The organism is Pseudomonas protegens, from assembly GCF_003363755.1.
Lineage (GTDB): Bacteria > Pseudomonadota > Gammaproteobacteria > Pseudomonadales > Pseudomonadaceae > Aquipseudomonas > Aquipseudomonas danubii.
In genome coordinates, this window is sequence record NZ_CP031396.1 from 1,909,236 (window position 1) to 1,932,500 (window position 23,265).

18 protein-coding genes are annotated in these 23,265 nt (G+C 63.2%); 13 read left to right on the plus strand and 5 right to left on the minus strand.

Annotated elements, in window-relative coordinates; translation table 11 throughout:
* Positions 1 to 226: 226 nt before the first annotated feature.
* The 4 genes from DWF74_RS08285 to edd all read right to left on the minus strand — a co-directional run bounded on the left by DWF74_RS08285 (position 227) and on the right by edd (position 5,304).
* Positions 227 to 1,696: an ATP-binding protein gene (locus DWF74_RS08285; protein ID WP_115580745.1), complete on the minus strand. Its 1,470-nt coding sequence runs from the start codon at positions 1,694 to 1,696 to the stop codon at positions 227 to 229.
* Positions 1,686 to 2,417, minus strand: coding sequence for a response regulator (locus tag DWF74_RS08290; protein ID WP_102860596.1), 732 nt, complete (start codon positions 2,415 to 2,417; stop codon positions 1,686 to 1,688). Before DWF74_RS08290 ends, DWF74_RS08285 begins: the two co-directional genes overlap by 11 nt.
* Before the next feature lie 107 nt (positions 2,418 to 2,524).
* The gene (locus DWF74_RS08295; protein ID WP_102860595.1) at positions 2,525 to 3,481 is read right to left on the minus strand and encodes a glucokinase; all 957 of its coding nucleotides are present in this window, start codon (positions 3,479 to 3,481) and stop codon (positions 2,525 to 2,527) included.
* Complete coding sequence (edd, locus tag DWF74_RS08300) at positions 3,478 to 5,304, minus strand: phosphogluconate dehydratase (protein WP_102860594.1); 1,827 nt, start codon at positions 5,302 to 5,304, stop codon at positions 3,478 to 3,480. The genes DWF74_RS08295 and edd overlap by 4 nt, the downstream gene beginning before the upstream one ends.
* Positions 5,305 to 5,527: 223 nt before the next feature.
* On the opposite strand from edd, the gene gap reads away from it, so the two are divergent.
* The 9 genes from gap to DWF74_RS08345 all read left to right on the plus strand — a co-directional run bounded on the left by gap (position 5,528) and on the right by DWF74_RS08345 (position 16,513).
* Complete coding sequence (gap, locus tag DWF74_RS08305) at positions 5,528 to 6,532, plus strand: type I glyceraldehyde-3-phosphate dehydrogenase (RefSeq protein WP_102880664.1); 1,005 nt, start codon at positions 5,528 to 5,530, stop codon at positions 6,530 to 6,532.
* A 15-nt stretch (positions 6,533 to 6,547) separates the two neighbouring features.
* Positions 6,548 to 7,012 (plus strand): methylglyoxal synthase, encoded by a 465-nt coding sequence (locus DWF74_RS08310; protein ID WP_102860592.1) that lies wholly within the window; start codon positions 6,548 to 6,550, stop codon positions 7,010 to 7,012.
* A gap of 73 nt (positions 7,013 to 7,085) precedes the next feature.
* Positions 7,086 to 7,604, plus strand: coding sequence for an RNA polymerase sigma factor (locus tag DWF74_RS08315; protein ID WP_102860591.1), 519 nt, complete (start codon positions 7,086 to 7,088; stop codon positions 7,602 to 7,604).
* Positions 7,605 to 7,717: 113 nt separating this feature from the next.
* On the plus strand, positions 7,718 to 8,689 hold the full coding sequence (locus DWF74_RS08320) for a FecR family protein (protein ID WP_102860590.1): 972 nt from the start codon (positions 7,718 to 7,720) through the stop codon (positions 8,687 to 8,689).
* A gap of 119 nt (positions 8,690 to 8,808) precedes the next feature.
* On the plus strand, positions 8,809 to 11,427 hold the full coding sequence (locus DWF74_RS08325; protein WP_115580746.1) for a TonB-dependent receptor: 2,619 nt from the start codon (positions 8,809 to 8,811) through the stop codon (positions 11,425 to 11,427).
* A gap of 112 nt (positions 11,428 to 11,539) precedes the next feature.
* Positions 11,540 to 12,148, plus strand: coding sequence for a biliverdin-producing heme oxygenase (locus tag DWF74_RS08330; protein ID WP_115580747.1), 609 nt, complete (start codon positions 11,540 to 11,542; stop codon positions 12,146 to 12,148).
* 117 nt (positions 12,149 to 12,265) lie between these two features.
* The gene (locus DWF74_RS08335) at positions 12,266 to 12,679 is read left to right on the plus strand and encodes a YbaN family protein (RefSeq protein ID WP_102860587.1); all 414 of its coding nucleotides are present in this window, start codon (positions 12,266 to 12,268) and stop codon (positions 12,677 to 12,679) included.
* Between the two features lie 225 nt (positions 12,680 to 12,904).
* On the plus strand, positions 12,905 to 15,049 hold the full coding sequence (locus DWF74_RS08340; protein WP_115580748.1) for a methyl-accepting chemotaxis protein: 2,145 nt from the start codon (positions 12,905 to 12,907) through the stop codon (positions 15,047 to 15,049).
* Positions 15,050 to 15,157: 108 nt separating this feature from the next.
* On the plus strand, positions 15,158 to 16,513 hold the full coding sequence (locus DWF74_RS08345; protein ID WP_115580749.1) for a CoA transferase: 1,356 nt from the start codon (positions 15,158 to 15,160) through the stop codon (positions 16,511 to 16,513).
* 8 nt (positions 16,514 to 16,521) lie between these two features.
* On the opposite strand, the gene arcD (DWF74_RS08350) is transcribed toward DWF74_RS08345, so the two are convergent.
* The gene (gene arcD, locus DWF74_RS08350) at positions 16,522 to 17,949 is read right to left on the minus strand and encodes an arginine-ornithine antiporter (RefSeq protein WP_115580750.1); all 1,428 of its coding nucleotides are present in this window, start codon (positions 17,947 to 17,949) and stop codon (positions 16,522 to 16,524) included.
* A 451-nt stretch (positions 17,950 to 18,400) separates the two neighbouring features.
* Between arcD (DWF74_RS08350) and arcD (DWF74_RS08355) the strand changes: the two genes are divergently transcribed.
* From arcD (DWF74_RS08355) to arcC, 4 genes are all read left to right on the plus strand, one after another.
* Positions 18,401 to 19,828, plus strand: coding sequence for an arginine-ornithine antiporter (gene arcD, locus DWF74_RS08355; protein WP_115580751.1), 1,428 nt, complete (start codon positions 18,401 to 18,403; stop codon positions 19,826 to 19,828).
* 52 nt (positions 19,829 to 19,880) lie between these two features.
* Positions 19,881 to 21,137: an arginine deiminase gene (gene arcA / locus DWF74_RS08360; RefSeq protein WP_102860582.1), complete on the plus strand. Its 1,257-nt coding sequence runs from the start codon at positions 19,881 to 19,883 to the stop codon at positions 21,135 to 21,137.
* Positions 21,138 to 21,214: 77 nt separating this feature from the next.
* Positions 21,215 to 22,225, plus strand: coding sequence for an ornithine carbamoyltransferase (locus DWF74_RS08365; protein ID WP_015636749.1), 1,011 nt, complete (start codon positions 21,215 to 21,217; stop codon positions 22,223 to 22,225).
* An 88-nt stretch (positions 22,226 to 22,313) separates the two neighbouring features.
* On the plus strand, positions 22,314 to 23,243 hold the full coding sequence (gene arcC / locus DWF74_RS08370) for a carbamate kinase (protein WP_115580752.1): 930 nt from the start codon (positions 22,314 to 22,316) through the stop codon (positions 23,241 to 23,243).
* The last annotated feature ends 22 nt before the right edge of the window (positions 23,244 to 23,265 follow it).

The following is a 23,265-nucleotide window of genomic DNA, read 5'->3' on the forward strand; positions in this document are numbered from 1 at the left end:
TTTTTATCGAAGGCTTGAGTCTAATCAAGCCGTTCGCAACCGCAGGTAACGAAGGGCCAGCACAATGTCACCAAACCGTGACATTGCACTCCACCGCAGAAGCTGGCTTGTAGTGGTCCAGGAGCCCTGTATTAACGTTGAAGGCGCCTTCACCGAGCAGCCAGCGCTTTCACCAGCCAGCGCTTTCACCAGCCAGTGTGTGCCAGCCGCGGTGTACACGCCGGCATCAGTCGAAGGTCCGGGGCAGATACAGGGTCACCCGCAGGCCGCCTTCGCGCAGGTTCTGCAGGCTGACTTCGCCGCCATGGCTGTGGGCAATGTTGCGGGCAATCCCCAGGCCCAGGCCGTAGCCCTGCTGCTGGCCGGCCAGACGGAAATGCGGCTCGAACACCTGCTCCAGGCGCTGCTCCGGTACGCCCGGGCCTTCGTCGTCGACATGCAGGACAAAACCGCTGTCGTCGTCTTCGATGTGCAGATGGGCGTTCTGGCCGTACTTCAGGGCGTTGTCGATCAGGTTGCCCATGCAGCGCTTGAGCGCCAGGGGCTTGCCCGGGTAGCTGGCCAGCGCCCGACCCTGCTGGGTCACGCGGCCATTGCCGTTGGGTGCCAGGTAAGGCTCCACCAGGCAGTCGAGCACCTGGTTGAGGTCCACCGGCTCGATGTTCTCGTGGATGTCGGTGTCCTTGACGCATTGCAACGCACCTTTGACCAGCAGTTCCAGCTCGTCCAGGTCGCGGCCGAACTTGGCTTGCAGTTGTTCGTCCTCCAGCAGTTCGACTCGCAGGCGCAGGCGGGTGATAGGGGTGCGCAGGTCATGGGAGATGGCACTGAACAGCTGGCTGCGCTCGGTCAGGTAGCGGCTGATGCGTTCGCGCATGCTGTTGAAGGCCCGCCCCACTTCCACCACTTCACTGCCGCCGCCCTGCGCCACCGGCTCGACATCGGCGCCCAGGGACATGTCCCGCGCCGCCCGGGCCAGACGCTTGAGGGGCCGGCTCTGCCAATGCACCAGCAGGCCAATGAACAGCAGCAGAAAACCGCTGGTGAGCAGGATGAACCACACCTGCTGCGCCGGCAGCCCCTGTTCTTCGAGGCTGGTATAGGGCTCGGGCAGCAGCGAGGCAATGTACAGCCATTCTCCCGGGGCCATCTGGATCTGGGTTACCAGCACTGGTGGGTTCACCGGCTCCAGGGTCAAGGCGTAATGGGCCCAGGAGCGGGGCAACTCGTCGAGCTTGAGGCCGCCATTGAAAATCCGCAGATCATCGGGGCTGACAAAGGTCACGGATAGATCCGCGTCGTTGCCCAGGGACTGGCGCAGCACTTGCTCCACCGCCTGCAATACCGCCTCTTTGCGCGGTGTAGCGGGCAGCACCTGCATGCCCAGGGGCTTGTCATTGAGGGTCACGACAAAACGGGTACCGCCCATGCTGCGCAACTGGTCGAGCACCAGGGGGCGATAAGCCACCGGCAGCGAACGCAGGTAACTGACGCTGGCGGTCATCGAGTGAGCCAGGCTACGGGCGCTGGTCACCAGGCCTTCGAGCTGGGTAGCGCGCAACTGCGAAACCCAGATCACGCTGGACAGGGCCTGGGCGAACAACACCGCCAGCAAGGTCAGCAGCAGCATGCGCCCCAGCAGCGAGCGAGGCATCGGCACCCGCCGCAATACTCTGCGCAGTACCTCAGTGACCATTGCCGGCAACCACATTGGCTGCCAATTGATACCCGCTGCCACGCACGGTACGGATCAGCCGCGGTGGCTTTTCCGTGTCCCGCAGACGCTGGCGCAGGCGGCTGACGGCCATGTCGACGATGCGGTCCAGGGGCATCAGGTCACGCCCGCGAGTGGCATTGCCGATGGTGTCACGGTCGAGGATTTCCTGGGGGTGGTCGAGGAACAGCTTGAGCAGGGCAAAGTCGGCGCCGGAGAGGATCACCTCCTCGCCGTCGTTATGAAACAAGCGGTGACTGATCACATCCAGGCGCCACTCGTCGAAGCACAGCACGTCACCTGCGACCCGCTCCTGAGCGAACTGCACCCGGCGCAACAGCGCCTTGATCCGCGCCTGCAACTCCCGGGGGCTGAAGGGCTTGCCCAGGTAGTCGTCGGCCCCCAGCTCCAGACCGATCACCCGGTCGGCCTCGTCGGAGCTGGCGGTGAGCATGATGATCGGCACCTGACTGCACCGTGGGTGCTGGCGAATCCAGCGGCACAGGCTGAAGCCGTCTTCGTCGGGCAGCATCACGTCGAGGATCACCAGGTCGCTGGGTGCCTCGCTCAGGGCCTGACGAAAGCCGGCGCCATCGGCGGTCGTGCGCACCTGGAAGCCGCAGCGGCTGAGGTAGGTTTCCAGCAGCTCGCGAATTTCCTGATCGTCGTCAACCAACAAAATCGACTTACTGACTGAACTCACCGGGGCCGTCCTTATTGTTAGGCAGGGAGCGCGATTATGCCTGATGCCGGGAGGCGTGTTACCGCCTCTTCGCCGGTAAGCCGGCTCCTACGCCGTGCGGCTCAAGGTCAACCCTGGGCCTGCTCCAGCGCTACGCCGGCACCGGTCAGCCCGGAATAGGGCGCCGTCACCAACCACACCGGAATGCCCTTGAAGTAGTCGCTCATGCAGCCCTTGTCGGCAAAACTCCTGGCAAAGCCGCTGTGGATGAAGAAGTCGGCGAAACGGGGAATCACCCCGCCGACGATATACACGCCGCCCCGCGCGCCCGTGGTCAGCACGTTGTTGCCCGCCACTCGCCCCAGCCAGCAGCTGAACTGCTCCAGCACTTCCCGGGCAATCGGGTCGCCGGCCAGCCCGGCAGCGGTGATGGCTTCCGGGGTATCGAGGCGCGGCTCATGGCCGTCCACCGCACAGATCGCCCGGTACACCCGCGGCAATCCACTGCCGCTCAAAGCAGTCTCGGCGCTGACATGGCCAATTTCATCGTGGATGTGTTGCCACAGCTGGGTTTCCCGCGGGCTGCTCAAGGGCAGGTCGACATGCCCCCCCTCCCCCGGCAAGGCCATGTAGCGGCCGTCGCCGAAATTCAACAGGGTACCGACGCCGAGACCAGTGCCCGGACCGATCACCACCGCCGGACGCAAGGGCTCGGCAACGCCTTCGCAGACCACGCGAAACTCATCGGGCTGCAAGCGGGTCATGCCCAGGGCCATGGCCGAGAAGTCGTTGACCAGCAGCAACTGCTCCACCTGCAAGGCCTGGCAGAACGCCTGGCGGCTCAGGCGCCAGTGGTTGTTGGTAAAACGGAACTCGTCGCCGCTGACCGGACCGGCCACCGACAGGCATACCGAACCGATGGCACCCAGGGCCAGGCCCTGGTCTTGCAGGTACGCCTTGATGGCGTCTTCCGGGCAGCGATAGTCCGCCGTTGCATGGACCTGGATCGCGTCCAGTTGTTGGTCTTTCCACAACGCGAAGCGCGCGTTGGTGCCACCGATGTCACCGACCAGGGCCAGTTTCAATTAAGCGTCTCCAGAGCAGAGGTAAAGGCGCTGGCGCCCTGCTCTGCCGAGCTGAAGGCCATGCGCATGAAAGCGAAGAGTTCACGACCGGTGCCGACGTTGTTGCCCAACAGGCCCTTGGCCGGTTCCCGGGCGGCGAATTCGGCGGCGTCGACCTTGAGTTCCAAGGTGCCCTTGACCCCGTCAACGCGAATGATGTCACCGTCCAGCACCCGAGCCAGCGCACCGCCGACCTGGGCTTCGGGGCTGACATGAATCGCCGCCGGAATCTTGCCCGAGGCACCGGACATACGTCCATCGGTCACCAGCGCCACCTTGAAGCCACGGTCCTGCAGCACCCCGAGGAACGGGGTCATCTTGTGCAGCTCGGGCATGCCGTTGGAGCGCGGGCCCTGGAAGCGCATCACCGCGACGAAATCTTTTTCCAGCAGGCCGGCCTTGAAGGCGTCGGCCAGGTCCTGCTGGTCCTGGAACACCACCGCCGGGGCTTCGACGACCTGATGCTCGGGGGCCACGGCGGACACTTTCATCACCCCGCGGCCGAGATTGCCTTCCATGACCCGCAAGCCGCCTTCCGGGGAGAAGGCCCGGGCCACCGGCCGCAGGATGTTTTCATCGAGGCTTTCGATCGGGCCTTCGCGCCATACCAGCTTGCCGTTATCGAGGAACGGCTCCTGGGTGTAGCGGCTCAGGCCGCGGCCGGCCACGGTATTGACGTCCTCGTGAAGCAGGCCGGCTTCCAGCAGTTCACGGATCAGGAACGACATGCCGCCCGCTGCCTGGAAGTGGTTGATGTCGGCCTTGCCGTTGGGATAGACGTGAGACAGGGTCGGCACCACCTCGGACAGATCGGCCATGTCCTGCCAGGTCAACTGGATGCCTGCCGCCTGGGCAATGGCCGGCATGTGCAGGGTGTGGTTGGTGGAACCGCCGGTGGCGTGCAGAGCGACGATGGAGTTGACCAGGCAACGCTCGTCGACGATTTCGCCAATGGGCGTGAAGCTGCCGCTCTGCTTGGTCAGGCGCGTGACCTGCTGCGCCGCCTCATGGGTCAGGGCGTCGCGCAGCGGCGTGTTGGGGTTGACGAACGAGGCGCCCGGCAGGTGCAGGCCCATGACTTCCATCAGCAACTGGTTGGTGTTGGCGGTGCCGTAGAAGGTGCAGGTGCCCGGGCTGTGGTAGGACTTCATTTCCGACTCCAGCAGCTCCTCGCGGCTGGCCTTGCCTTCAGCGTAACGCTGGCGCACATCGGCCTTCTGCTTGTTGGAAATCCCCGACACCATCGGCCCGCCCGGGACGAAGACCATCGGCAGATGACCGAAGCGCAGGGCGCCCATCATCAGGCCCGGGACGATCTTGTCGCAGATCCCCAGCATCAGCGCCGCGTCGAACATGTTGTGCGACAGGGCCACGGCCGTGGACAGCGCAATCACCTCGCGGCTCGGCAGGCTCAACTCCATGCCGGCCTCGCCCTGGGTCACGCCATCGCACATGGCCGGGGTGCCGCCAGCGAACTGGCCCACCGAACCGATCTCGCGCAGGGCTTTCTTGATCTGCTCGGGAAAACGCTCGTAAGGCTGGTGAGCCGACAACATGTCGTTATATGACGAAACAATTGCCACGTTGGCCGCATTCATCATCCGCAGGCTGTGTTTGTCGTCGGCGCCACAACCGGCCACGCCGTGGGCGAAGTTCGCACACTGCAGCTTGCCGCGCTGCGGACCATCGCTGGCGGCACCGCGAATCAACGCCAGATAGGCCTGGCGAGTGGCGCGACTGCGAGCGATAAGCCGTTCGGTGACCTCAAGAACGCGGGGATGCATATGTAGAACTCCAGGCTAACGGATGTGGCGACCTGTTTGTCTATGCTGATCAGAAGCCCCGCCACCGAGGGACAGTGGAGGACATTTCTGACCATTTGGACCAGTTGATTCAGGTCACTCGTTGTAGATAAGACAAAATATTGCCACTAAAAAGGCTTGTTTTCTATTTCTATGCGAATAATCTTGTAATTCCAACAACAAATTTAACGACAGGCGTTTGCACATGACTCTTCGAATCGCAATCAACGGTTTTGGCCGTATTGGCCGTAACGTCCTGCGCGCACTCTATACCCAAGGCTATCGCCAGGATCTGCAGATCGTCGCCATCAACGATCTGGGGGACAGCGCGATCAATGCCCACCTGCTGAAGTACGACACCGTCCACGGCACTTTCGACGCCGAAGTCCAGCACGACCAGGAAAGCCTGACCGTCAACGGCGACCGGATTGCCGTCAGTGCCATCCGCAACCCGGCCGAACTGCCCTGGGCCGCGGAAAAGATCGACGTGGTCTTCGAATGCACCGGCCTGTTCACCGACCGCGCCAAGGCCGCTGCCCATCTTACTGCCGGCGCCCGCAAAGTGATCATCTCGGCCCCGGCCAAAGGCGCCGACGCCACCGTGGTCTACGGGGTCAACCACGACATCCTGCGCCAGTCGCACCAGGTCATTTCCAACGCTTCGTGCACCACCAACTGCCTGGCCCCGGTGGCCCAGGTGCTGCACCGCGAGCTGGGCATCGACAACGGCCTGATGACCACCATCCACGCCTACACCAACGACCAGAACCTCACCGACGTCTACCACAGCGACCCCTACCGCGCCCGCTCGGCTACCCAGAACATGATCCCGAGCAAGACCGGCGCCGCTGAAGCCGTGGGCCTGGTGCTGCCGGAGCTGGCGGGCAAGCTGACCGGCATGGCAGTGCGGGTACCGGTGATCAACGTGTCGCTGGTGGACCTGACCGTGACCCTCAAGCGCGACACCACCGCCGAAGAGGTCAACGCCCTGCTCAAGAGTGCCAGCCAGCATTCGAAGATCCTCGGCTACAACACCCTGCCGCTGGTCTCCAGCGACTTCAATCACAACCCGCTGTCGTCGATCTTCGACGCCAACCACACCAAGGTCAGCGGCGGTCGCTTGCTCAAGGTGCTGGCCTGGTACGACAACGAGTGGGGCTTTTCCAACCGCATGCTGGATAACTGCCTGGCCCTGTGCAACGCGGAATAAAACGGATATTCGTCGATGATCGGTATCAGTTTTACCCAAAAGACCATGGCGGCGCGCAAGCGCATCGCCCTGGTCGCGCATGACCACTGCAAGGTCTTTCTGCTGGACTGGGCCGAACGACAGAAGTCACGCCTGGCCGAACATGAACTGCTGGCCACCGGCACCACCGGGCTGCTGCTGAGCAAACGCCTGGGACTGCCGGTGCACAGCATGATCAGCGGCCCTCTGGGCGGCGATCAGCAACTGGGCGCGCAGATTGCCGAACAGCGGGTCGACCTGCTGGTGTTCTTCTGGGACCCCTTCGAACCCCAGCCCCACGATCCGGATATCAAGGCCCTGCTGCGCGTGGCGGCGGTGTGGAACATTCCCGTGGCCTGCAACGAGTGCAGCGCCGACTATCTGCTCAGCAGCCCACTGATGAGCCAGGCCCATGAACACCGGATTCCCGACTACCAGGCGTACCTGGCCGCTCGGGGATAAATCACACAAGGCTTGACCATTGGCGCAGATGACAATCATTATCATCTGCTGCAAAAATGGATCAGGCCTTGCTGTGAGTCAATCGCACTTCAACCACGTCTTCCTCACTCAACGAATTTCTCTGCTGCGAACGCTGGAGCGGATGGTCAACAACCACAGCACCGCCGAAGACCTGCTGCAGGAAACCTATCTGCGGGTGACCCGCGCCCTCAGCGAGCGGCCGATCACCCACCTTGAGCCCTTCGTGTTCCAGACTGCACGCAACCTGGCGCTGGACCACCTGCGGGCCCGGCGCATCCAGGGCCGCACCCTGCTGGAAGATGTGCCACCGGAGGTGGTGGAGAGCGTCGCCGCTCCCCTCAGCAGCGCCGAGGACGCAGCCCACGCCGAGCAATTGCTCGAACGCCTGAACCTCAGCCTCGGTCAGCTCAGCCCGCGCCAGCAGCAGATCTTCATCCTCAGTCGCCTGCACGGCCACAGCTATCAGGAGATCGCCGACGCACTCGGGGTGTCGCTGAGCACCGTGCAAAAGGAACTGAAATTGATCATGGCCATCTGCATCGGCGTCGCCGAACGTCTCGACGGCCAGTGAGTCTCAACCGCTGAGCACAATGACTGCGTCAGCCCCAGGCCTTTGTTAACCTTGGCCGGCTTTCGCTCTCTCTTGAAAAAACAGCTGCGCACAGACGCCGCCGAGGAACACCCGTGACGGATTTTCACAGCGCCGAGCCGCCCACCCCTGCCGGCTCGCACTCAAGCACCCTTGCCATGGATCAGGCGCTGGATTGGCTGATCGAGCTGGAACATCCGAACGAGGAACAGGTGCGCCAGTTTCATCAGTGGCTGGCGGCTTCACCGCTCAATGCCCAGGCCTTCGAAAAGGCCCAGGCCATCTGGAACGGACCGCAAGTGGCGCTCTGTGCCCAGGCCCTGGCCGCCCCTGCACCGAAGGTTTCACGCCTGGCTCGCCTGCGCCCCCACTGGAAGCCCCTGGCCACCGCCGCAGTGCTGGTGCTTGGGCTGTTCAGCTTCAGCAACCTGCCCCTGCGCCTGCAGGCCGACCACCTGACCCTGGTGGGTGAACGCCAGCGCCTGCAACTGGAAGACGGCTCGAAAGTCCTGCTCAACACCAACTCGGCGTTTTCCAGCCAGATCAACGATCACCAGCGCGTGGCTCGGCTGTACCAGGGCGAAGCCTTCTTCGAGATCCCCGCCACTCTCGGCCGACCCCTGGAACTGGACGCCGGTCCGGTCAAGGCCAGCGTGGGCGACACCGCCTTCGCCGTGCGCTATCTGGACGGCATCGCCCAGGTCCAGGTGCAACGCGGCGATATCGACCTGCGGGCGACCCACGCCGACCAGCGCATTCGCTTGAGGGCCGGAGAAAGCGTACGCGTCGGCCCTCAGGGGTTTGAGCGCCCGGCCAAGCTCGATGCTGGCAAGGACCTGGCCTGGGTCGAAGGGCGCCTGGTGTTCGAGAACTGCCCCCTCAATCAGGTGCTGGCGGAACTGCGGCGTTATTACCCGGGCTGGATCGTCAACAACAACGAACAGTTGGCAAGTGTTGCGGTCACCGGCAACTACCGCCTGGACCAGCCCCTGGATGTGTTGCGATCCCTGGCCCATATCACCTCGGCGCGACTCTCGGAATTCCCGGCGCTGGTGATTCTCAACTGAGAATAATTATTTTTACGCGATAGCCATGGGTCATACGTCTCGTTATAGCCAATGCAACTGATTCGCATTTTTAATGCGCATCTGCACCTATAAGATTCGTGCGACCCGGAGCGCTCTCGATGTCCCCTCGCCTCAACAGCCGATCCTCTGTTCCCTGTACCCGTCTGCAGAACTGCACGCTGTCGCTGCTCACCGCAGCGATCCTGCTGGCCGGCGCTCACGCCACGCCTGTCATGGCCGCCGATGCCCCGGCGCCTTCCAGCCAGCGCATGGGCAACTACAACTTCGCCATTGCCGAGCAACCGCTGGTCTCGGCGCTCAATGCCTTTACCGCGGTCACCGGCTGGCAAGTGGGCCTGCCCGCCGAGCTGGGTTCCGGCGTTGCCTCCCCCGGCGTACGCGGCTCGCTGCCGCCGGAAAAGGCCCTGGATCGGCTGCTCGGCGGCACCAGCCTGAGCTACCGCAAACTGGGCAACAACAGCATCGTCCTGGAGAAGCGCAGCGGCGCCAACGTGGTGAACCTGCAGCAAGTGACCATTAGCGCTACCCGCCAGGAGCAGGACATCAACTCGGTGCCGAGCACCGTGAGTGTGCAGACCCGGGAAGAACTGGACCGCCAGAACGTCAACACCATCAAGGAGCTGGTGCGCTACGAGCCTGGGGTTTCCGTCGGTGGTGCAGGTCAGCGCGCAGGACTCAGTGGCTACAACATCCGCGGCATCGACAGCGACCGGATTCTCACCCAGGTCGATGGCGTGGAAGTGCCGGATCACTTCTTCAGCGGTCCCTACGCCAAGACCAACCGCAACTATGTCGACCCGGAAATCGTCAAGCGCGTGGAAATCCTCCGTGGCCCGGCCTCGGTGCTCTACGGCAGCAGCGCCATCGGCGGCGCCGTCAGCTACTACACCCTGGACGCCGACGACATCATCAAACCCGGCCAGGACTTCGGTGCGCGCCTGAAAACCGGCTATAGCTCGGCTGATGAAAGCTGGCTGAAATCCGCCACCGTCGCCGGCCGGGCCAGCGACTTCGACGCCCTGCTGCACCTGAGCCGGCGTGATGGCCACGAAACCGAGTCCTATGGCAGCAACAACGGCACCGGCCTGAACCGCACCGCCGCCAACCCGGAAGACGCCCGCACCACCAACGTCCTGGCCAAGCTCGGCTGGAACTATGCACCGGATGCTCGCCTGGGCCTGACCTACGAAAAGTACAAGGATGACCGCGACACCAACCAGAAAAGCGCAGTAGGCGGCCTGTTTCTCAACGGCGTCGGGCAGAACTGGTATCGCTCGCGGGTCGGCAACGACACCATCACCCGTGAGCGCTTCGGCCTGGAAAACAGCTTCGCCGTGCAATCGCCGATCGCCGACCAGATCAAGTGGAGCCTGAACTACCAGATCGCCAAGACCGACCAGAGCACTTCCGAGCGCTACAACCCGGTCTCGGCGTTCTCCCCCAACGCCCGTGACGTGCTGCGGGAGCGGCAAACCCTGTACCAGGAAAAACAGTGGGTACTGGACGCGCAACTGGACAAGGCTTTCACCCTCGGTGAAACCGAGCATCAACTGACCTACGGCACCACCCTCAAGCAACAGAAAGTCACCGGCTCACGCTATGGCACCGCCACCTGCCTGAAGGTCGGTGCAGGTTGCACCGCCATCGGCGCGCCAAGCCCGAGCGCCAGCGACAGCGTGAAAAAATCCAGCGACTTCCCGGACCCCACCGTCAGCACCTACAGCCTGTTCGCCCAGGACCAGATCAGCTGGAACGCCTGGACCTTCACCCCTGGCCTGCGCTACGACTACACCCAGCTCAAGCCGAAACTGACCCAGGAGTTCCTCAATGTCGCCAACCCTACCGGCAACTTTCCGGTCAGCGACGACAAGAAGACCTGGCATCGGGTTTCACCCAAGTTCGGCCTGACCTACAGCTTCGACGAGCACTACACGGCCTATGGCCAGTACTCCGAGGGCTTCCGCACGCCGTCGGCCAAGGCGCTCTACGGCCGCTTCGAAAACCTCGCCACCGGGTACGTGGTCGAGCCCAACTCCAACCTCAAGCCGGAAACCAGCAAAGGGTATGAAACCGGCCTGCGCGGCAACTTCGACGCGGGCTCCTTCGATGTCTCGGTGTTCTACAACCAGTACCGCGACTTCATCAACGAAGACGCCATCACCGCCGGCGCGCTGCAATCGGTGATCCAGAGCAACAACATCAAACACGCCACCATCAAGGGCGCCGAAGCCAGGGGCCGTCTGAACCTCGATGCCTTCGGTGCACCACAGGGCCTGTACAGCATCGGCTCGCTGGCCTACGCCTACGGTCGCAACAATGACAACGGCGAGCCGATCAACAGTGTCAACCCGCTCAAGGGCGTATTTGGCCTCGGCTACGACCAGGACAACTATGGCGCGCTGCTGAGCTGGACCCTGGTCAAACGCAAGGACCGGGTCGACAACAGCACCTTCAAGGCCCCGGATGGCCGCGCCACCAGCGGTCAGTTCAAGACACCGGGCTACGGCATCCTCGACCTCAGCGGCTTCTACAAGGTCACCGATGACCTGACCCTGAACGCCGGCCTGTACAACCTGACCGACAAGAAATACTGGAACTGGGACGACGTGCGCGGCTACGACAGTGTCGGTGAGGCCGGACAAACCGCACCCGCCAACCTCGACCGCTTGACCCAGCCCGGCCGCAACTTCTCGGTCAACCTGGTGTGGGACATCTGACCCCAGACCGCCTCACTGCCCTTTTTCATCCGGGGCAGTGAGGATTTTTTACTGTGTCGCGTCTTCTTGTTCGTCTAGTCACTAAGTGCCTCTCATTCTCAAGGACATCTGCATGACCTCCCAGGATTCCTCCCAGCGTCATCACCTGCGCTCCCAGCGTCTGAACCAGATCACCCACGAGCCCCATTCCAAGCTCGACGCCCTGGTCAAGGCCCACGCACCGTTTGAAACCCAGGGCGCCTTCGCCCGCTTCGTGGTCGCCCAATACCTGTTCCAGTCGGAACTGGTGGACCTGTACAACGATGCCGAACTGAACCGCATCGTGCCTGACCTGGCCGAGCGCTGCCGCGCCGACGCGGCCAAGGCCGACCTGGCGGACCTGGACACTGAAGTGCCAGCACCGGTAGCCGGCGCTGTGCGCAACCCGAGCAAGGCCGAAGCCCTGGGCTGGATCTTCGTTTCCGAGGGTTCCAAGCTCGGCGCCGCGTTCCTGATCAAGCGCGCCGTGGGCCTGGGCCTGAGCGAAACCTTCGGCGCCCGGCACCTGGGCGAACCGGCCGGTGGCCGTGCCGAAGGCTGGAAGACCTTCACCCGCATCCTCGACGGCCTGGAGTTCACCGCCGAAGAAGAAGCCGCTGCGGAAAAAGGTGCCCTGGATGCCTTCAACCGCTTCACCGTACTGCTGGAGCAGGCTTACTCCAGCGCCGCGCAACCGGCCTGACCCCGACGTTGTGGGCACGGTGGCGGCTGACCCCTCTGCCCTGCCCACAGCGGTATTCTGTCGGCCGGCATCTTCCCCGGATTGAGCCACACGACGCGTTACCTCATCATCGAAGCCATGACCCCCACTCGCCCCTCCTCGTCGAAAATATCCCGCCTGCTGTTTGGCGTGCTGGCCTATATCAGCCTGGCTATCGGCCTGATCGCCATCGTCGTACCGGGCCTGCCGACCACCGAATTCATCCTCCTGGCCGCCTGGGCCGCTACCAAGAGTTCGCCACGCCTGAGTGCCTGGATGGAGAACCACCGGCTGTTGGGCCCGATCCTCTGCAACTGGCGCAACGGCCGGATTGTCAGCCGCAAGGCCAAAGTCAGCGCCACCCTCAGCATGCTGCTGTGCGCCGGCCTGATGCTGACCCTGCTCAATCATCACTGGACGATGTACGCCGCCATCGCCGGCATGACCCTGGGCAACCTGTGGATCTGGTCGCGCCCCGAAGCCCTGCCGCAAACCTGCACCCCGCCTCTGTAACAGCCCGCTTGCCGGGCAGAGCGCCCTCAGCATTGGCATGAGCTTCACGGACCTTTTTGCGGGTAAGCCGGGCTTACGCGGCGAAGGCCTCATACCTACCGTTCGTCGGCTAAACCTCACGCAAAAGCTGGCCAAGCCGATGTTCCAAACATGGCGCTGAAAGGACTTGGCGACCGCAATCAATCGATTCCGTGCTTACCATCCGTCCTTTCGCGAGATCGCCTCATGCTCGACTCTCTCTCCATCCGCCTGAAAATCGTGCTGTTGTCCGGACTGTGCCTGTTGGGCGTGGTGGCGCTGATCGTCGGCATGAACATCTATCAAAGCCAGCAGAACAACCAACTGGTCAACACCTCCAGCACGCAGATGCTGACGGCCGGTGTCGAGGACCTGCTACAGGCCAAGGCAGCCGAACAAGCGGCACACATTCAGAAGACCTTCGGCGAAAGCCAGCTGGTGATCACCGCCCTGGCGGATCAGGTCCGGGACTTGCGAGACCTGGCCAACCAGCGCGGCCTGGATGCTGCAGCGCTGCGCGAAGAACTCAACCGCAGCCTGAAAACCGCCTTCGAGCGCAACCCCAAGGTGCTCGGCATCTGGCTCGCCTATGAGCCCAATGCCCTGGACGGCAAGGACAGCGAGTTCGCCAACGATGCCACCCGGGCCTCCAACGAGCGCGGACGTTTTGCCAGCTATTGGAGTCGCGCAGGTGGCCAGCAACTCAATACCGTGATGGCTGAGGAGGACATGACCAAGACCACCCTCAACCTCAGCGGCACACCCTACAACATCTGGTACACCTGCCCCCGGGACACCCGACGCACCTGCTTGCTCGATCCCTATGCCGACACCATCGGCCAGGACAAGAAACAAGTGCTGATGACCACCATCTCCCTGCCCCTGCTGGTGGACGGCAAGGTGCTGGGCGTGATTGGCGTCGACATCGCCCTGGACTCCCTGCAAGCCGCCGCTGTCGAGGCGCAGCGGGACCTGTTCGACGGAGCCGGGCACATGATGATCCTCGCCGGTAGTGGGCTGCTGGCCGCTGTCGGCGCCGATGCCGGCCAGGTCGGCAAGAACATCAATGAAACCTTTGGCGCCCAGGGCAAGGACATCCTCGCAACACTCAGCGGCAGCCCATCGAAAATCTTCCAGCAAGGCGACCTGATCCGCGCGGTCTATCCCTTCAGCCCGATTGCCGATGCCAAGGCCTGGGGCGTGACCATCGACCTGCCACAACAGGTACTGCTGGCGGACTCGGTCAAGCTGCAAAACCTGCTGGATCAAGCCCAGACCAGCGGCACCCTGAAAACCCTGCTGGTCGCCGTCGGTGCCGGCCTGCTGGGCCTGCTGTTGATGTGGCTCAGCGCCTCCGGCGTGACCCGGCCGATCAACAGCGTGGCGCAGATGCTCCAGGCCATCGCCAGCGGCGACGGCGACCTGACCCAGCGCCTGAACTACAGCAAGAAAGACGAACTGGGCGAGCTGGTGAGTTGGTTCAACCGTTTCCTCGACAAGCTGCAACCGACCATTGCCCAGATCAAGCAAAGCATCATCGAGGCCCGCGGCACCGCCGACCAGTCTTCGGAAATCGCCCGCCAGACCAGCGAAGGCATGCAAGTGCAGTTCCGCGAGATCGACCAGGTGGCCACCGCCTCCAACGAAATGAGCGCCACCGCCCACGAAGTCGCCAGCAGTGCGTCCAACGCCGCCCAGGCCGCCCGTGGCGCCGACCAGTCGGCCAAGGAAGGCATGAGCATCATCGAACGCAGCACCCGGGACATCAGCCTGCTGGCCGACGAGGTGAGCAAGGCGGTGGGTGAAGTCGAAGCCCTGGCGGTGAGCAGCGAGCAGATCGGCTCGGTGCTGGAGGTGATCCGCAGCATCGCCGAGCAGACCAACCTTCTGGCCCTCAACGCCGCCATCGAGGCGGCCCGTGCCGGAGAAAGCGGTCGCGGCTTCGCGGTGGTCGCCGATGAAGTGCGCAACCTGGCCAAGCGCACCCAGGACTCGGTGGAGGAAATCCGCGTGGTGATCGAACGCATCCAGAGCGGCACCCGCGATGTGGTCAGCACCATGCACGCCAGCCAGAGCCAGGCGCAGAACAACGCCGGACAGATCCAGCAAGCGGTCCAGGCCCTGGGCAAGATCAGCGACGCGGTCACCGTGATCAGCGACATGAACCTGCAGATCGCCAGCGCCGCCGAGGAGCAGAGCGCTGTGGCCGAAGAGGTCAACCGCAACGTCTCGGCGATTCGCAGCGTGACCGAAACCCTGACCGAGCAAGCCAGCGAGTCAGCCCAGGTCAGCAGCCAGCTCAATGCCCTGGCGACCCAGCAGATGAAGCTGATGGATCAATTCCGGGTGTAAGCGCAGGTTCTCGCCCCCCGGCCGCCCCCCGCGGCCGATGACCTAAGGTGATCGACAGGGGCGGCGGTTTCAGGGTGCAATGCCCTCCTCTGAACCGGGGAGTGCGTCATGACCGAACTACTGGCCACCCTCCAGGCCGCGCTGGGCCTGGCGCCCGCAAGCGTCCGACAAACCGGCCAGGGCGCCCTGCCCTCGGCCTTCGCCGTGACCGACCTGGCCTGCGCCAGCATCGCCGCCGCCGGGCAAGCCCTGGCCGAACTGCTGTACAGCCAGACCGGACGCCGGCCAGAGGTCAGCGTCGACCGGCGCCTGGCCTCGTTCTGGTTCGCCGGTTCAATCCGCCCGCAAGGCTGGAGCCTGCCCTCTCCCTGGGACCCGATTGCTGGGGATTACCCCAGCCGCGACGGCTGGATTCGCCTGCACACCAACGCGCCCCACCACCGCGCCGCCGCCGAACGGGTGCTGGGCGCGGTGACCGGGCGCGACGCCATGGCCGCCCGAGTGGCCACCTGGGACGCGCTGGAGCTGGAACAGGCCATCGTCGATCAAGGCGGTTGCGCCGCGCAGATGCGCAGTTGGGCGCAGTGGCAGGCGCACCCGCAGGGTCAGGCGGTCAACGCCGAACCCCTGGTGCACTGGCTGCCGCACCGCGGCTCGCGGCCGAGCACCTGGAGCGGTTCCAGCGCCCGGCCCCTGGCCGGACTGAAGGTGCTGGACCTGACCCGGGTCCTGGCCGGCCCCGTGGCCAGCCGCCTACTGGCGGGGCTGGGCGCCGAGGTACTGCGCATCGACCCGCCGGGCTGGAACGAACCGGCCCTGGAGCCGGAGGTGACCCTGGGCAAGCGCTGCGCACGCCTGGACCTGCACGACCTTGAACAGCGCGCGGTATTCGAGGGCCTGCTGGCCGACGCCGACCTGCTGCTGCACGGCTATCGCGCCGATGCCCTGGAACACCTGGGTTACCACGCCGAGGCACGCCAGCGCATCGCCCCGAGGCTGATCGAGGTCAGCCTCAACGCCTATGGCTGGAGCGGCCCCTGGCGCAACCGCCGGGGCTTCGACAGCCTGGTACAGATGAGCGCCGGCATCGCCGCAGCCGGAATGGACTGGAAAGCTGCGGACCAACCGCTGCCGCTGCCGGTCCAGGCCCTGGATCACGCCACCGGCTACCTGATGGCCGCCAGCGCTCTGCGGGCCCTGAACCTGTCCTTGAGCGGCGGCCAGGGCCGCTCGGCGCGCCTGTCCCTGGCGCGCACCGCCAAGCTTCTGGTTGAGCATTGCCCGTCAGCGGAAAACGCAACGCCGCTACGCTCGGAAGACGCTGACGATCAGGGGCTGGTTCAGGAACAGACCCCTTGGGGACCGGCCCGACGCCTGCGGGTGCCGTTGCATATCGCAGGAACTCCCGTGCAGTGGGATTGCCCCGCCGGCACCCTGGGCGCCCATCGCCCCCGATGGTGGTGAGCCCTCGATCACAGCGCCAGCAGACCGCTGTACAGGCCATAAGCCGCCAGCGAAGCGCCGATGATCACAGCACTGAAGATCAGCTTTTCCAGCGTGGTGAACAGCGGTTGGCCCTGCTCACGCTTGGCCTTGGCGAACAGCACCACGCCGGGGGCATAGAGCAGCGCCGACAGCAGCAGGTACTTCAAGCCGCCGGCGTACAACAGCCAGATGGCGTAGCTCAGGGCCACGACGGCGATGAACAGGTCCTTCATCCGCTCCCGGGAGGCTTGCTCGTAGGTCTCCCCACGGCCGCTGAGCAACACCGCGTAGGCCGCCGACCACAGGTAGGGCACCAGGATCATCGACGATGCCAGATAGATCAGGCTGGTATAGGTGCCGGCGGAAAACAGGGTGATCAACAGGAAGATCTGGATCATCACGTTGGTCAGCCACAGGGCATTGACCGGCACATGGTTGGCGTTCTCCTTCTTCAGGAACGCCGGCATGGTCCGGTCCCGGGCGGTCGCGTAGAGAATCTCCGCGCACAGCAGGGCCCAGGACAACAGCGCCCCCAGCAGGGAAATCGCCAGGCCAATGCTGATCAGCAAGGCGCCCCAGGGGCCGACGATATGTTCCAGCACTGCTGCCAGGGAAGGGTTCTGCAGCTTGGCCAGCTCCGGCTGGCTCATGATCCCCAGGGACAGCACATTCACCAGCACCAGCAGCGCCAGCACCCCCAGGAAGCCGATCACCGTGGCCCGCCCGACGTCCGCGCGTTTCTGCGCCCGGGCCGAGTAGACGCTGGCGCCCTCGATGCCGATGAACACGAATACCGTGACCAGCATCATGTTGCGCACCTGGTCCATCACCCCGCCAAAATTCGGATTGCTGCGGCCCCAGATATCGCGGGTGAAGATGTCGGCCTTGAACGCCACGGCCGCAATGACGATGAACATCACCAGCGGCACAATCTTCGCCACCGTGGTCAATTGGTTGATGAACGCCGCCTCCTTGATCCCACGCAGCACCAGAAAGTGCACGGCCCACAGCAGCAATGACGCACAACCGATGGCCACCGGGGTATTGCCCTGGCCGAACACCGGAAAGAAATAGCCCAGGGTGCTGAACAGCAGGACGAAGTAGCCGACGTTGCCCAGCCAGGCACTGATCCAGTAACCCCAGGCGGACGAGAAGCCCATGTAGTCGCCGAATCCGGCCTTGGCATAGGCATAGACTCCAGAATCCAGCTCCGGCTTGCGGTTGGCCAGGGTCTGGAAAACGAACGCCAGGGTCAGCATGCCCACAGCGGTAATTCCCCAGCCGATCAGCACCGCACCGGCATCGGCCCGGGCGGCCATGTTCTGCGGCAGGGAAAAGATCCCACCGCCAATCATGGAACCCACGACCAGAGCGATCAGTGCACCGAGTTGAAGCTTCTGCGCCGGTTGTGTCATCCCTACCTCTGCCTCAGTGAGTCGATCTGGCGATAAACCTGAAGTTTATTAAATAACGTATACAAACGTGCGTCTAACAGTAACAGTCAATTAATCATCTTTTATCCGCACTGGCTTTAGATACCCTACAGAAGACACTGAATAACCGAGTGTTTTGTTCTGTATATGTACTAAGTGCCATCATCAGCCAGTGATTATTAAACACCGGTAAAGATTTGCACATTCTGCAAAAGGGTCTAGTTTCAAACATCGTCGGCAATGAGAACTCCTACTGATTAGGAGATCATAAAGCGTCTGGAATGGCCCTTTCAGGGCAGCATTCTACCTCCCGTAATAAATCTTAAGTCATTCATTCACAACGGAATGTAGCGATGAACTGATCTAAGTCAGCTGTTCGGATTGCCAGCAGATTTACTCTGAAGTCTCTCTTCTCCTGCATTGGAGTCACGCAATGTCTGAATCCCCCGGTAAACTAAGACTGGGCGCCTTAGTCGCCTTGGTAGTGGGTTCCATGATTGGCGGCGGGATCTTCTCCTTACCGCAAAATATGGCAGCCAGCGCCGATGTCGGTGCAGTTCTTATTGGTTGGGCAATTACCGCTGTCGGCATGTTGACCCTGGCATTTGTCTTCCAGACCCTGGCCAATCGCAAACCTGATCTGGACGGTGGTGTATATGCCTACGCCAAGGCCGGATTCGGCGACTACATGGGTTTCTCGTCCGCCTGGGGCTACTGGATCAGCGCCTGGCTGGGCAACGTCGGCTATTTCGTCCTGCTGTTCAGCACCTTGGGCTATTTCTTCCCGATCTTCGGCGAGGGCAACACCCCGGCCGCGGTGATCGGCGCCTCGATCCTGCTCTGGGCCGTGCATTTTCTGGTGCTGCGCGGGATCAAGGAAGCGGCCTTCATCAACCTGGTGACCACGGTGGCCAAAGTTGTGCCGCTGCTGCTGTTCGTGCTGATTGCCCTGTTCGCCTTCAAGCTGGACATCTTCACCGCTGATATCTGGGGCGTGAAGAACCCGGACCTGGGCAGCGTGATGAACCAGGTGCGCAACATGATGCTGGTCACCGTCTGGGTGTTCATCGGCATCGAGGGCGCGAGCATCTTCTCGTCCCGGGCGGAAAAACGCTCGGACGTGGGCAAGGCCACTGTCATCGGCTTCATCACCGTGCTGCTGTTCCTGGTGCTGGTGAACGTGCTGTCCCTGGGGATCATGACCCAGCCGGAACTGGCCAAGCTGCAGAACCCGTCCATGGCTGCCGTGCTGGAGCATGTGGTGGGCCACTGGGGCGCGGTGCTGATCAGCGTCGGCCTAATCATCTCGCTGCTGGGAGCGCTGCTGTCCTGGGTGCTGCTGTGTGCGGAGATCATGTTCGCCGCGGCCAAGGACCACACCATGCCGGAGTTCCTGCGCCGCGAGAACGCCAACCATGTACCGGCCAACGCCCTGTGGCTGACCAATGCCATGGTGCAGATCTTCCTGGTCATCACTCTGTTCTCGGCCAGCACCTACCTGTCGCTGATCTACCTCGCCACCTCGATGATCCTGGTGCCCTACCTGTGGTCCGCGGCCTACGCAGTGCTGCTGGCGGTGCGCGGCGAAAGCTACGAACAGGCCCTGGCCGAGCGCAAGAAGGACCTGATCATCGGCGGCATCGCCCTGCTCTACGCGATGTGGCTGCTGTATGCCGGCGGGGTCAAGTACCTGCTGCTCTCGGCCCTGCTCTACGCCCCCGGCGTGGTGCTGTTCGCCAAGGCCAAGATGGAACTGCACAAACCGATTTTCACCAACGTCGAGAAGCTGATTTTTGCCGCGGTGGTCATAGGCGCCCTGGTGGCGGCCTACGGGCTCTACGACGGCTTCCTGACCCTGTAACACCGCCTTTCAAGCAACACCCCGATTGTTTTGTCTCTGGAGGATCACAGTAATGACCACGGAAAAAGTTAAGTACGGCGTCCATTCCGAAGCCGGTAAACTGCGCAAAGTCATGGTTTGCTCCCCAGGCCTGGCCCACCAGCGGCTGACCCCGAACAACTGCGACGAACTGCTGTTCGATGATGTGCTGTGGGTGGCCCAGGCCAAACGCGACCATTTCGACTTCGTCACCAAGATGCGCGAGCGGGACATTGATGTGCTGGAAATGCACAACCTGCTGACCGACATCGTCGCCATCCCCGAAGCCCTGGACTGGATTCTGGAGCGCAAGATCACCGCCAATCAGGTCGGCCTGGGCCTGGTCAACGAAGTCGGCTCGTGGCTGCGCAGCCTGGAACCACGCAAGGTCGCCGAGTTCCTCATTGGCGGCGTCTCTGCCGACGACTTGCCCAGCAGCTTCGGCGGCAAGACCATCGAGATGTTCCGCGACTTCCTCGGCCACTCCAGCTTCATCCTGCCGCCACTGCCCAACACTCAGTTCACCCGCGACACCACTTGCTGGATTTATGGCGGCGTGACCCTGAACCCGATGTACTGGCCGGCGCGACGTCAGGAAACCCTGCTGACCACCGCCATCTACAAATTCCACCCCGAGTTCACCCACGCCGACTTCCAGATCTGGTACGGCGACCCGGACCAGGAACACGGCAATGCCACCCTGGAAGGCGGCGACGTGATGCCGATCGGCAATGGCGTGGTCCTGATCGGCATGGGCGAACGCTCATCGCGCCAGGCCATCGGCCAACTGGCACTGAGCCTGTTCAAGCACAAGGCCGTGGAGCGCGTGATCGTTGCCGGCCTGCCCAAATCCCGCGCGGCCATGCACCTGGATACCGTGTTCAGCTTCTGCGACCGCGACCTGGTCACGGTCTTCCCGGAAGTGGTGAGCCAGATCGTCGCCTTTAGCCTGCGCCCTGACGAAAGCAAGCCGGGCGGCATCGACGTGCGCCGCGAGGAAACCAGCTTCCTCGACACCGTGGCCAAGGCCCTCAACCTCAAGGCCCTGCGCGTGGTGGAAACCGGTGGCAACAGCTTCGCCGCCGAGCGCGAGCAATGGGACGACGGCAACAACGTGGTGGCCGTGGAGCCGGGCGTGGTCATCGGCTACGACCGCAACACCTACACCAACACCCTGCTGCGCAAGGCCGGGGTCGAGGTCATCACCATCAGCGCCGGCGAACTGGGTCGCGGCCGTGGCGGTGGCCACTGCATGACCTGCCCGATCATCCGCGATCCGATCGACTACTAAGCCTTTAGACGACACCCTCTCCGACCGCGCCTACCCGGCGCCGGTCGGACCGATTACCGAATCCGAGGAAAACAATCATGGCGTTCAACATCCACAACCGTAACCTGCTGAGCCTGGAACACCACACCCCACGTGAACTGCGCTACCTGCTGGACCTGTCCCGTGACCTCAAGCGCGCCAAGTACACCGGCACCGAGCAGCAGCACCTCAAGGGCAACAACATCGCCCTGATCTTCGAAAAGACCTCCACCCGTACCCGCTGTGCCTTCGAAGTGGCCGCCTATGACCAGGGCGCCAACGTCACCTACATCGACCCCAACTCGTCGCAGATCGGCCACAAGGAAAGCATGAAGGACACCGCCCGGGTGCTGGGGCGCATGTACGACGCCATCGAGTACCGCGGCTTCAAGCAGGAAATCGTCGAAGAACTGGCGAAGTTCGCCGGGGTGCCGGTGTTCAACGGCCTGACCGACGAATACCACCCAACCCAGATGATCGCCGACGTGCTGACCATGCGTGAACACGCCGACAAGCCGATCCACGAGATCAGCTACGCCTACCTGGGCGACGCCCGCAACAACATGGGCAACTCGCTGCTGCTGGTGGGCGCCAAGCTCGGCATGGACGTGCGCATCTGCGCGCCCAAGGCCCTGTGGCCCCATGACGACCTGGTGCAGCGCTGCAAGCAATACGCCGAGGAAAGCGGTGCCCGCATCACCCTCACCGAAGACCCGAAGGCTGCGGTCAAGGGCGTGGACTTCATCCACACCGACGTCTGGGTCTCCATGGGCGAGCCAGTGGAAGCCTGGGCCGAACGTATCGAACAACTGCTGCCGTATCAGGTCAACGCCCAGCTGATGAAAGCCACCGGCAACCCTCGGACCAAGTTCATGCACTGCCTGCCGGCCTTCCACAACAGCGACACCAAGGTGGGCAAGCAGATCGCCGAGCAGTATCCGCACCTGGCCAACGGCATCGAAGTCACCGACGACGTATTTGAGTCCCCGGCCTGCATCGCCTTCGAGCAAGCGGAAAACCGCATGCACACCATCAAGGCGATCCTGGTTTCGACCCTGGCCGACCTCTAACCCGCCTCCCCCTGCCGGGGCTGACTTGCCAGCGAACCGCTGTTCGCCGGCAAGCCGGCTCCTACAGAGCCTCTAGAAGGACTGCATTATGCGTATCGTCGTTGCACTGGGCGGTAACGCCCTGCTCCGCCGTGGTGAACCCATGACCGCGGACAACCAACGCGCCAATATCCGCATCGCCACCGAACAGATCGCCAAGATCCATCCCGGCAACCAGCTGGTGATCGCTCACGGCAATGGTCCGCAGGTGGGCCTGCTGTCGCTGCAGGCGGCGGCCTATACCCAGGTTTCGCCCTACCCGCTGGACGTGCTCGGTGCCGAGACCGAAGGCATGATCGGCTACATCATCGAACAGGAACTGGGCAACCTGCTGGACTTCGAGGTGCCCTTCGCCACCTTGCTGACCCAGGTGGAAGTGGACGCCAAGGACCCGGCCTTCAAGAACCCGACCAAGCCCATCGGCCCGGTCTACAGCCAGGAAGAAGCCGAGAAGCTGGCCAAGGAGAAAGGCTGGGCCATCGCCCCGGACGGCGACAAGTACCGCCGGGTGGTGGCCAGCCCGAAACCCAAGCGCATCTTCGAGATCCGCCCGATCAAGTGGCTGCTGGAAAAGAGCAGCATCGTGATCTGCGCCGGCGGTGGCGGCATTCCGACGATGTACGGCGAGGACGGCAAGCTCAAGGGTATCGAGGCGGTGATCGACAAGGACCTGTGTTCGGCGCTGCTGGCCGAGCAACTCGAAGCCGATCTGCTAGTGATCGCCACCGACGTCAACGCGGCATTCATCGACTTCGGCAAGCCGACCCAGAAGGCCATCGCCCAGGCCCACCCGGATGAAATGGACAAGCTGGGCTTTGCCGCCGGCTCCATGGGGCCCAAGGTCCAGGCTGCCTGCGAATTTGCCCGGCACACTGGCAAAGTCGCGGTGATCGGTTCACTCTCGGACATCGAAGCGATCGTCCAGGGCAAGGCCGGTACCCGCATCAGCACGGCGCAACCCGGCATCCGCTACCTGTAAGACGCTTGCTGTGAGAACACGG